This window comes from Acetobacterium sp. KB-1 (assembly GCF_003260995.1).
In the GTDB taxonomy this organism is placed as follows: domain Bacteria; phylum Bacillota; class Clostridia; order Eubacteriales; family Eubacteriaceae; genus Acetobacterium; species Acetobacterium carbinolicum.
The window spans coordinates 1,245,797-1,257,886 of record NZ_CP030040.1 but is presented as its reverse complement, the minus strand read 5'-3'; the positions used below and the strand labels follow the sequence as shown (position 1 = coordinate 1,257,886).

The window sequence follows — 12,090 nt, the reverse complement described above, 5'->3', positions numbered from 1 at the left end:
CTGGTCTTATTATTATCTTAGTTAAGATATCGACATAGTGAGAAACTAAGATTAGCGAAAAGACTGACAATATTCTGATAGTATCAGGCTAAAGCTTTATTTGAATCTTCAATACCGGAATCAGATCGCTTGTACATGCCAACATACTGGTGCTTATAAGCGCCAGTATGTTAAATAAGCGGATAAAGATTAGTATTTATCCATGTCCATATCACCCAGATCAATACTTGGTTCTGGCGCCGTTTTTTCTATCGTTTCAGCTGGGGGGGCGGCAACTACTGTAGTAGTATTTGATTTGTTTCTGAGTTTAAAAGTATCAACCAGTTGTTTAAGCAGTTCGGCTTGTCCGGAAAGCTCTTCGCTGGCGGCGGCGCTTTCTTCTGCCGTGGCAGAATTTTGTTGAATCACATGAGCTACCTGTTCCACGCCGGTATCAATTTGAGCAATACCAGATGCCTGTTCGTTGGAGGCATCGGCGATATTTCCAATCAGCGTTGTAACCTTTTCGATGCCGGCGACAATGTCATCCAGAGCGGCGGCTGTATCATCCGCTATTTTTGTCCCTTCCTGAACATTGTCGATGGAGCCTTCAATTAAAACAGTCGTCTCTTTAGCAGCTTCGGCACTTCGGGCCGCCAGGCTACGCACTTCCTCAGCAACAACAGCAAATCCCTTACCATGTTGACCGGCTCGGGCTGCTTCCACTGCGGCATTGAGGGCCAGAATATTTGTCTGGAAGGCAATGTCGTCAATCACCTTAATAATTTTGGAAATATCATTGGATGACTGGTTAATGGAGACCATGGAAGTTTGCATGTTTGCCATTTGAGCATTGCCATTGGCAGCATGTCCTTTAACCGTATCAGCTAATTCTTTCGCTTTATTAGCATCCACGGCATTGTTTTTGGTCTGATCAGCAATTTCTGCAATGGAGGCGGTTAATTCCTGAACCGAGCTGGCTTGCTCGGTGGAACCCTGGGCCAGCGACTGACTTCCAGCAGATACCTGATCTGAGCCGGAGGCAACCTGTTCGGCAGCCACATTAATTTCGCCCATCACATCGTTTAAGGAATCGATAATCACATTAATGGCATTGGAGATGGTGATAAAATCACCCCGGAAGGCACGGGCATGGTCAATATCCAGGTTGCCCTGAGATAATTGCTCGATTTTTTCAGTAATTTCGCTGACGACCGAATTCAAACGGGTGGCGGTAGTGTTGACTGTTTGTTTTAGTACATCGACATCACCCTTATAGTCGCCAGTAATACGGGCCTGAAGATTTCCGTTTAAGATGGCATCCATTACGACCAGAACCTCACTCAGAGGCTTGTTGATTTCATCGAGAATGGCATTCATACCACCGACGAGTTCTTCCCAGGCACCACTAAATTTGCTGGCATCGGCCCGGGTCTGGAGATTACCATCAATCACGGCATTGGTGATCATGGCAGCACCACCAATCATATCACCAATCGAGGTTTTTACCGCGGTCAAACTGTTACTAATTTCGTTGAACTGGACGCTGACGTCAACGGTATATTCATCTGCTTCGCTGATGCTCATATCAAAGTCAAGATTTCCCTGGGCCAGTCGCATCAGGTTATCACCCAAGCGGGTCACTTCAGCATTGGTATAATCACTGACTCGGATAATTGGGGTTAAATCGGTAACAATTTCGACAAAACCAATGTTTTCGCCCTTTTTATTTTTGAGATAAGCGGTATCTTGCTTATTGTTTCGTCCAACCCATTCAAAATATGAGTCTGCCAGGCCCTGATCCACCAGTCGACGGATGCCACAGCCTTCAGTCTGACAAATGCTGGCGCCGGCATTGTAGCAATCCATGCCGCAAGCAGAACTCCGATCTTTAATGACGCCGTTTTTGATCATCAGATCTTCAAAAGCGCGATTCATAAAGGTCCATTTCATGTCCATGTCGGTCACGTGAACCGGGAAGGGGATGCCGTCAATAATGGCTTCATACCAGAACATGTTGTCGACTACGGTGTCTAAAGTCTGATTGACACCAGAAATAACCTTGCCATACTCTCCGGCATGTTTAGCGGCCTCAGCCCGTTTGGTGAAATCGCCCCGTATGGCTGAATCAGAAAGCATGATGGTGTCTGCGACTAAATCGCCAATGGCGCTCTTAATTGAAACCATACTATTGCCCAGGACATCATTTTCTGACTTGGGTAAAATATCAATGTTTAAATCACCCAAGGCGATATTCTGGGCGACTTCGGCCTGGTCCCGAATATTTTCGGCCATATTGACAAAAGATTTTGTCAGTTCACCGATTTCATCAGATCTGGCATTGTCAGCCATGGTGTAGTCAATATCAACGGAGCCCAGCGCCAGACGGTCAGCAGCTTCGCCCAGCTTGGTAATCGGCCGGATAAAGCTACGGGTGGAAATGATGATGAGTCCGACGGTGACCAAAAGGCCTAAAGCGAAAATAACCAGCATTGTGGTCTGAATGGTGGCAAAGGATTTGTTGAACTCTGTCTGGGGCAGTCCGGTGGCCAGAACCCAACCGGTATCACCGATCTCGGTAACATAGCCCTGGCTTTCAGTGCCGGCAGATGAATAAGAAATCGGGCCAGCGGTTTTACTAGTCAGTGCGGCGATGATGTTTTGGGAAAGATCAGTATCGCTTAGAGGGCCGTTGTTAAAATCCGGGTTGGGATGATCAAAGACCATACCGCTGTTGGTTGAAACGACAAAGAATCCAGTTTCGCCGATCTTATTCTCAGCAATGATTTCTTTGATGCGATCTATTGATACATCGACACAGGTTGCCCCGACAAGGTCCTGGGTGCCCAGCTTAAAAACTGGGGCAACGACACTCACAATAATCTGATTGGTGACAACATCTAAATAGGGTTCCGATATAAAAACTTCTTTTTTGGCCACTAATTCCTGAAACCAGGGGCGTGTATTAATGTCGTAGGTTCCGTCAGATGAAGCACCGTCGGATTGGGTAAATTGACTGGAATCCACATCGGCAATCCAGGCTACCTGGATGTTTTCCGGATCGGTAGCAACCACATTATCCAGGGCCTGTTTGACCTCAGGAAAATTAGTCGTTGAGGTGATGCCAATTCCCGGTGTAACCTGTTCAAAAAAGTTGCGAATCTCAGGATTGGTGGATAGTTGGTTGGCTGTTACCAGATAGCTTGTAAAGTAACTGTCTATCTCGTTTGAAACCGCCTGAGAGCGGGATGATAATTCATCAACGGTAACTCTGGTGATGGCCTGGTTCACAATATAGAGCGATATGCCTGAAACAACAGCAAAAATAATAGCAACTGGTAGTCCAATTGATAACAACATCTTGGCAAGTAACCCTTTTTTCTTATTCATTATATATCTCCTTTTATTATCATTTGCAAGCAGCTTTAAGAATATTAATCGTTTAACATAGAATTAAGTTGTTTGCAGGATCGTACTTTGATATAGTTTATATAAAGCAGCACTATTAAGCAAGGGATTAATGATCCACTATGTTTAAGATTATTACCCTTATGCTCTGAATTTAAACATATAACAATAAACTAATGATTAAAGTCTGAAAAAAAGCGAATGGGAAATTTTAGTGGCAAGAGCAGACGTCAATCAGTTTGTTGATGATCGTAAGTTTGCAGGTTTTAAATGCGGGTATATCATTTATGAGTTGTTTTACGGACGGTGGCGGTATTATTTAATCCCAAAATGGAGGAGTCTATGATGAAAAACAATAAAAAACACTCATGGCTAATCGTTTTTTTTATAGGGGCTCTGATTTTTTCGTCCTGCTCACATCAACAACCTCTGATCATTGGTTTTTCGGCAGGGCTTACGGGGAGTGCCTCGGAAATGGGAGTAAACGGGCGCAACGCTTTAATGATGGCGGTAGAAGAAATTAATGCTGGCGGTGGGGTTAACGGCCGACTGGTAGAAGTTCGGATTAAAGATGATCAGAACAATCAAGAAACCGCCCTTGCCGTTGATCAGGAACTTTATGATGAGGGCGTTTCATTTATCATCGGTCATATGACCAGTAATATGGCTAAATTGAGTCTGCCCTTTGTCAACGAGAATAATTTATTAATGATTAGTCCGACGATGAGTTCTTATGAGCTGGTAGATCAGGACGATCACTTTATCAGCGTCGTCTCTTCCAATGATGTTGAAGCAAAATTTTTAGTTGAAAACATCCTTGAAAATGGTGGAAAGCAGATTGCCGTTATCTATGAATCTCAAAATAAAGCTTACACAGGAACCATCAAGGACAAAATAAAGCTTACACAGGAACCATCAAGGACAAAATAAAGCTTACACAGGAACCATCAAGGATTTGATTGCCGCAGATTTGGTAAAAAATGGTGGTCGCATTATTTATGAAGAATCCTTTCAATCCGGATCGAGCCCGGAATATCTGGAAATATCCAAACGGGTTTTAAATTCGAACCCCGACACCATTTTAATTTTGGGCTCAAGTTTTGATTCTGCCATGTTTAGTCAACAGTTTTACAAAGCTGGGAAACAGGTGCCCATTTATTTATCCCTTTGGGCCATGAATAATGATCTGATTTTACAAGGCGGTAATTCGGTCGAAGGGGTTTACATTCCCAGTTTACTCGATACGGACTCGCAAAACCCGGCGTACCTTAATTTTAGGGAATCCTATCTTAAAAAATACGGTGCCGAGCCAACTTTTGCCGCCATCTATGCTTACGAAGCTGCGATGATTTTATTTGACGCGATGGAGACGGAAAAGAGTCTGGAACCGGAAACCATCAAGGCGGCCATTATAAAAAAAGAAACCCACCAGGGGCTTCAGGATAAGATCATTATTGATCAATACGGAGATGCCAGCCGAACGCTGTACCACTATATCATTCAGGATGGTCAATTTAAAAAGGTGGATTAGACAATGAAAAGGATAAAAAAGCTGAAAAATTTCATCCAGGTTAATAACATGCTTTCCATTGCCATACCCCTGATTCTAGTGGTGTTGTTAATAGCGCCATTGATTCTTAATGTTGCGGTCAAAGATATTCAAGAAAAAAACACCCTCATCGCTACCACCATTGCGCATCGCATGGCAGATTTTCTTAATGAGTCCTTTCTGATACTAACACAGTTGAGTGAGTTACTTGATGGCGGCGCTCTTAAGGATGAGGAGGACATCCGGGTCTATTTAAACACCGTGACCGAGAGTGCTAATATCATCGAAGGATTTGAACTGCTTGATGCAAACGGGTTTGTAACTACGGTTGTTCCGGAAAACAACAATATCCAGGGCGCGAACCGAGCCAGTCAGGATTTTTTTTCTGAAACAAAAGCCAGCCAGCAGCCGACGCTATCAAAAACTTTTATCTCTCAACAAACAGGACAGCCGACGATCACAATTGCCATCCCTCATCGCGATGGAGTCCTGGTGGCCTATTTGAATCTAAAGGAGATCAGTTTGCTTTCGCTTAATCTTAGTCAGACCTTTGGTGATCAGGTGACTGTGGCGGTTACCGATGGCAATGGTGTTTTTATCTCAAATAAAGATATGGCTAAGGTTTATCAACGCGAAATTGAAGGTCACTTTGATACCATTCATCAGGAACCAGAGCGTCAAATCATTACAGCCATTTACGACGGCCAAAGAACTGTGGTTAGTCATGCTGATGTAACAAATGGCGATTGGCATGTTTTTGTTTACCAAGCCTATGATTCGATTCTGATTGCATTTAGACCGCTCTTATGGATTGTACTTTTATTTGTTTGTTTATTGATCGTGTTTTCAAGGTTTGTTTCCAACTATGTTTTTAAAGACATTAGCCACTCTTTTTATGAACTCAATAAGCAAACCAGAGAAACTGCCGCAGGGGATTATCACCGGATTGATGAAGATAATCGTTTTGATGAATTTAACACCCTGACTGAGAATTTTAATGAAATGGTGATATCGATCAAAGAGCGGGATGAAGCGTTAAAAACTCTGGCTTATTATGACCCTCAAACGCAACTGCCCAATGCTGTTTATCTGACGGAACAATTAAATCAGCTTATTATGACGAATAGAAAAAAAATTGCGGTAATCTGTTATGATATTGAAAACTTTAAACGAATCAATGATACCTATGGACCGTCGTTTGGAGATCAACTCCTCAAAATAATGGGCGAACGGATTCTGAATATGAAGTTGACAAATGGATTTATGGCTAGAATCACGGGCTCCAATTTTATCCGGGTAATAAAGGAGTTAGAAGATCCGAGTGATGTGCTAATTGAAATTGAAGAACTGCGACAGGCATTTAATCAAGGCATCAGCGTAAACGAAAATAATGTTTATGTGCATTTTCATGTCGGAATTACACTCTATCCTGATGATGCGCAAACAGTGGAAGAGCTTCTTCAATATGCTCATGCTGCGGCCGATATGGCTAAGCAACGGGGTAAATCCCAATATGCTTTTTTTGAAAGCAGCATGAAAATGAATTTGATTAGAAGTATGACCTTAGAAAACTCGTTGCGTTCGGCGATTAAGAATGAAGAGTTCTACCTTCATTATCAACCTCAAATTGATGTAAGAACAGGATTAATTCGGGGATTTGAAGCTCTAATCCGTTGGGAACATCCGCAATTGGGGAAAATATCGCCGCTTGAATTTATCCATATAGCTGAATCAACGGGACTGATCGTTCCGATTGGAGCATGGGTGATGGAAACGGCCTGCAAGAAAATGGTGGATTTAAACAGAGTGACGGGATCAAATATGATTATCTCTGTTAACATTTCTCCGGTTCAAATCAGTAATGAGCAATTTCCGGCGATGGTCGAAGAGACATTAAAGCGCAGCGGTTTGTCCCCGAATCTTTTGGAACTGGAGATTACTGAAAATTTGTTTATCAATTCGTTTGAAGTGGCGATTAAGATATTTGATCGACTCAAGGCAATTGGTATTAAGATGTCGTTAGACGATTTTGGAACGGGCTACTCGTCGCTGGCCTATTTGAAGAACCTGCCGATTGATACGTTAAAAATCGACCAGGCCTTTACTCGCGATTTACTGATACACAAATCGAATGAGCATCTGATGGAGTCAATTATTTTAATGGCCCACACCCTTGAAATGGATGTAATTGTCGAGGGCGTTGAGGAATTAGAGCAGTTTGATCGCTTAAAAACCTATCAGTGTGACCACGTCCAGGGTTATTATTTCAGCCGTCCAATGGATACTAATCAACTGGAGGATTATTTTATAAAGATGAAATAGGACGCCTAAAACGAGTAGAAACCAAGTAGACTAACTTTTTACTTAGTTTAGTAATTAAATAATTTAATCAGGAGAATAAGATGACTAAACCAATACTGGCAATTCCGATGGGAGATGCCGCCGGCATCGGACCAGAAATTACAGTCAAAGCAATGGCAGATGACCGGGTTAGCAACATGGCCCGCCTGGTGATCGTGGGGGATAAGAAGGTGCTAAAAGAAGCCCTGGCGTTTTCTGATGTGACACTTTTAATCAATTGTATTAACGATCCCCAGGATGGAAATTTTTCACCCGGGGTCCTTAACCTTATTGATTTGGATAATATTTACTTAAATAAGCTAAAAATGGGAGCCGTGCAGGCGATGACGGGAAAGGCCGCCTATGAATACATCGAGGTCGCGACCCGTCTTTGTCTGGATAAAAAAACGGACGTGCTGACAACTACCGCCATTAACAAGGAATCGCTAAAGGCGGCAAAGGTCCCTTATATCGGCCATACCGAAATGGTGGGTGCATTAACTCAAACTAAAAATCCGCTGACGATGTTTCAGGTGCATAACCTTAGGGTATTTTTTCTCAGCCGTCATGTTTCGTTACAGCAGGCTTGTAAACTGGTAACTAGGGAAAATATTGAGGCCTTTATTGATCAGAGTGTGGCAGCGCTAAAAACTTTGGGAGTGAAAAATCCCCGGATAGCTGTTGCGGGTCTTAACCCTCACAGTGGCGAGCACGGGCTATTCGGCCGGGAAGAGGTGGAAGGGGTGATGCCAGCGGTAGTAGAGGCCCGAAATAGAGGCATCAATGTTGATGGACCGATTGGAGCTGACAGTGTCTTTTACTTGGCTTTAAATGGCAAATACGATGCGGTCTTATCACTTTATCACGATCAGGGTCATATCGCTACCAAAATGGTCGATTTCGAAAAGACGATTTCCATTACACTTGGCATGCCATTCCTAAGAACCTCGGTGGATCATGGGACGGCGCTGGATATTGCCGGGAAGGGAATCGCCAGTCCGGTGAGTCTGATTGAAGCGATTCGTTTAGGTGTGGAATACGCGCCTTTATTTAATCAGAGGTGGTGATGTTGGCACGTGGCAAGCGTTCTGTTTTTTGGCAACCTCAGATAGCACAAAGTAACATGAACTTTTTTTGATGTCCATAGGGCAAAATGATTAACAACTCAACTAATTAATAAGGAAGAATAATAAAAGACCTTTACGAAGTAGAGGCCTTTTTTCTTTGGAATTTAACCTGAAATCTTGGGGTAACACTGTGTGAACCCGCAACTTTAGGGTATAAATCAACCCATAAGGTAAAATGAGAGGGGATTTATACGATGGTTAAAAAAACGCTGATTCGGGTATCAAAAGACGGGCCCTACGTGGTGACTGGTTTGTCGGAGATCAAGGAATCCACCACCAGAAGTGTGACGGTGGCGGATCCGGCGGTGGCTTTGTGTCGTTGTGGCGCGTCAAAAACAAAACCATTTTGTGATGGAACCCATGGAAAAATTGCTTTTTCAGGCGAAAAAAGCCCGGACCGGGTACCACGTCAATTGGATACCTATGTGGGTCAGGAAATTACCATTTATGATGACCGGGGGATTTGTTCTCATGCTGGTTTCTGTACCGATGGGTTGCCCAAAGTTTTTCGGATGGGCGTGGAACCCTGGATTGATCCCGATGCCGAAGTTAAAGAATTAATTATTGAAACGATCAAAAAATGTCCTTCCGGAGCCTTGAGCTATTCCATTGACGGAGTCCGGGTGGATACTTTTACTGATGTGGAAGCGCTTCAGCTAGATGAAGATGGACCCTACCATGTACGCGGCGGGATTTCTTTGGATCTGGGCGATACGCCGGAGTCAGAACAGCCCGAATCTAAAGAGCATTGTAGTTTATGCCGATGCGGTCATTCCCAAAATAAACCCTTCTGCAGTGGTCAGCATTGGTACGAAAAATTTGTTGATCCGGGAATGGTCGGGGAACTAAAAAATCAGGATCAAGAGGGCGAGCGGTTCAATAACAAATATGCGACGATTAAAAAGATGGCCGAAACGGGCATAAGTGAGAACTCCGCGATGCGAACGCTTAAGACCTTTCCGGATTTTAACACCCTGCTTTTTAAGGGCACCCAATTACATCGGATGCCCTTAAATGAAGAGGTGACGGTCAGTCTGACAACGGTTATCGGGAAGCATGCCAAAAAACCATTGACGCTGGCCCTGCCATTTTATGTCTCCCATATGTCCTATGGTGCTATATCTAAGGAAGCCAAGGTTGCTTTGGCAAAAGGCAGTACCCTGGTGGATACCGCCATGTGTTCGGGTGAAGGAGGCATGCTCCCGGAATCCCGCCAGGCCGCCAGACACTATATTTATGAACAGGGTACCGCCGCGTTTACCTATGATGAAGCGATTATGAAACAGGCGGATGCGGTAGAAATAAAAATCGGCCAGGGGGTTAAACCCGGGCTGGGCGGCCATTTACCCCAGGAAAAAATCACATCGGAAATTGCCGGGATTAGAAAACTTGAAAAAGGCGAAGCTGCGGTGGCGCCCGCACGGTTGGCCGGGATAGATGAGATTCGGGATCTGGTTAAGCGGGTCGCCCGGATCCGGGAAATAACCGATGGTGTTCCGATTGGTATTAAAATTGCCACCAGTCATCTGGAAGAAGATCTGGCTATGGCTTTGATGGCCGAACCGGATTTTATCACCATTGATTGCCGCGGTGGTGCCACCGGTTCAACCCCGAAATTTATCAAAGATAATGTCGGTATTCCAGCTATTTTTGCCATTCGCCGGGCTCGCCGCTTTTTAGATAAGTTAAACAGTGAGGTGACCCTTTGTGCTACCGGTGGGTTTCGGGATAGTTCGGACATTGCCAAGGGGCTGGCCCTGGGGGCAGATGTCATTGCTCTGGCGACGGCCTCGCTGATTGCCATCGGCTGTTTGCAGTCCCGGATTTGTCATACCGGCAAATGTCCGGCCGGGATCGCCACCCAGGATAAAGTATTACGGAGCCTCTTTAACGAAGAAAAAGCCTTGCTCCAATTTAAAAATTTTTACACCGGCACCGCCAACGAACTAAAGGCGTTTGCCCGGACCAATGGCCGGGATGATATTCACCGGCTGGCTGTTAGTGATTTAATGACCATCAGCAACGAGGTCGCGCTTCACACTGACATTGAGCATGTCTAGAAAAACCGCTCGGATGGGCAACGGTCGTTGACTCCTGAGTTTATAAAAATATCGAATAAGCATAATTACAGATACATAATCGGAAAGAGACGGGAACAGCGATGGAATTTTTCAAAAATTTAGGCGAATTGCTCAAAACGCGAAGCGACTTTTTTATCGAACTGCTATGGCAGCACATCTTGTTGAGTTTAATTGCCATTGTAATTATTACGGTGGTAGGAATCACCACCGGCATTCTAATCTCCAAATCAAAAAAAGCTGCCAGCATCGTGATTGGTATGACTAATGTCTTGTATACCATTCCCTCGATTGCAATGTTTGGTTTTTTTGTGTCGATCACCGGCATTGGCAATACCACAGCGATTATTGCCCTGGTGATTTATGGACTGTTACCGGTGATTCGCAACACCTATGTGGGGCTCATCGAAGTGGATGATCAGATTTTGGAGGCGGCAGTGGGGATGGGTAGCACTCCCTGGCAACTGCTTTCGAAAATCCAGTTCCCCCTGGCTCTGCCAGTGATCATCGCTGGCATCCGCAACATGGTAGTGATGACTATTGCGCTGGCCGGGATTGCTTCGTTTATCGGAGCTGGCGGATTGGGAGTGGCGATCTGGCGGGGAATTACCACTAATTTTGGTGAAATGACGGTGGCTGGCAGTCTGTTGGTGGCCTTACTGGCCTTTGTTGCGGATGGATTATTGGGAATAATTGAAAAAAGATTATTAAGGAGGACAAAATGAAAAAGTGGATCAGTTTAGTATTAATTACAGCGCTGATTTTTTTAGCGGCTGGTTGCCAAAGTGAAAAAAAGAAGGTGGTCATCGCTTCAAAACCGATGGCAGAAAGCTATATCATTGCCGAAATGATGGGCCAACTGATTGAAGCAAACTCCGATATCACAGTCGAGTACAAAATGGGCATCGGCGGAGGAACCGCTAATATTCAACCAGCGATGGAATCTGGAGAAATTGATATGTACCCGGAGTATACCGGCACTGGTTGGCTGTTTGTGCTAAAAAATGAACTGGTTACCGATTCGCAAGCCCTTTACGAAGGGGTTAAAAGCCAGTATCAGGAGAAATATAATTTTATCTGGTTGGATCGTTATGGATTTAATGATACCTACGCATTGGCCATGGATAAAACAAAAGCCGATAGTATGGGGATTAATACCTTCTCGGATTTGGCGTCCCAGAGCGCCAGCCTGGTGTTGGGATCGGAATATGATTTTTACGAACGGGAAGATGGCTATCCGGGTTTAGTGACAGCCTACGGTTTTAATTTTAAAGAAAAAAAAGAACTGGACATCGGCCTGAAATATAAGGCCATTGGTGAGGGTCAGGTAGATGTGATCAATAATTTTTCCACGGATGGATTATTGGCGGAATATAACTTAAAGGTGTTAAAAGACGATCAGAACTTTTTTCCGGCCTATGAAGCGGCCACCGTCATTCGTCAGGAAACCCTGGACAAGTATCCGGAACTCGAAGCAATTCTTAACCAACTGGCGGGACAGATTAGTGATGAGGAAATGCAGCAGATGAACTATTATGTGGAAAAAGAAAACCGGGATGCCGGTGATGTGGCCACCGAATTCCTGAAAGCGAAAGGCTTGTTATAACCC

8 protein-coding genes are annotated in these 12,090 nt (G+C 44.3%); 7 read left to right on the top strand and 1 reads right to left on the bottom strand.

Going from position 1 to position 12,090, the window contains the following annotated elements:
- Nucleotides 1-189: 189 nt before the first annotated feature.
- Nucleotides 190-3,369, bottom strand: a complete 3,180-nt coding sequence (locus DOZ58_RS05820; RefSeq protein ID WP_111887460.1) for a methyl-accepting chemotaxis protein — start codon at nt 3,367-3,369, stop codon at nt 190-192.
- Nucleotides 3,370-3,729: 360 nt separating this feature from the next.
- Between DOZ58_RS05820 and DOZ58_RS05815 the strand changes: the two genes are divergently transcribed.
- The 7 genes from DOZ58_RS05815 (at nt 3,730) to DOZ58_RS18870 (ending at nt 12,087) form a co-directional block, all read left to right on the top strand.
- Entirely contained in the window at nt 3,730-4,317 is a 588-nt protein-coding gene (locus tag DOZ58_RS05815) for an ABC transporter substrate-binding protein (RefSeq protein WP_162624444.1), read from the top strand.
- A gap of 25 nt (nt 4,318-4,342) precedes the next feature.
- Nucleotides 4,343-4,918 (top strand): ABC transporter substrate-binding protein, encoded by a 576-nt coding sequence (locus DOZ58_RS05810; RefSeq protein WP_162624443.1) that lies wholly within the window; start codon nt 4,343-4,345, stop codon nt 4,916-4,918.
- A gap of 3 nt (nt 4,919-4,921) precedes the next feature.
- Complete coding sequence (locus tag DOZ58_RS05805; protein WP_111887457.1) at nt 4,922-7,258, top strand: EAL domain-containing protein; 2,337 nt, start codon at nt 4,922-4,924, stop codon at nt 7,256-7,258.
- Between the two features lie 80 nt (nt 7,259-7,338).
- Nucleotides 7,339-8,343 (top strand): 4-hydroxythreonine-4-phosphate dehydrogenase PdxA, encoded by a 1,005-nt coding sequence (gene pdxA / locus DOZ58_RS05800; protein WP_111887456.1) that lies wholly within the window; start codon nt 7,339-7,341, stop codon nt 8,341-8,343.
- A 254-nt stretch (nt 8,344-8,597) separates the two neighbouring features.
- Entirely contained in the window at nt 8,598-10,463 is a 1,866-nt protein-coding gene (locus tag DOZ58_RS05795; RefSeq protein ID WP_111887455.1) for a glutamate synthase-related protein, read from the top strand.
- Nucleotides 10,464-10,564: 101 nt separating this feature from the next.
- Complete coding sequence (locus DOZ58_RS18875) at nt 10,565-11,206, top strand: ABC transporter permease (protein WP_242988617.1); 642 nt, start codon at nt 10,565-10,567, stop codon at nt 11,204-11,206.
- Nucleotides 11,203-12,087, top strand: coding sequence for a glycine betaine ABC transporter substrate-binding protein (locus DOZ58_RS18870; protein WP_242988616.1), 885 nt, complete (start codon nt 11,203-11,205; stop codon nt 12,085-12,087). Before DOZ58_RS18875 ends, DOZ58_RS18870 begins: the two co-directional genes overlap by 4 nt.
- Nucleotides 12,088-12,090 lie beyond the last annotated feature (3 nt).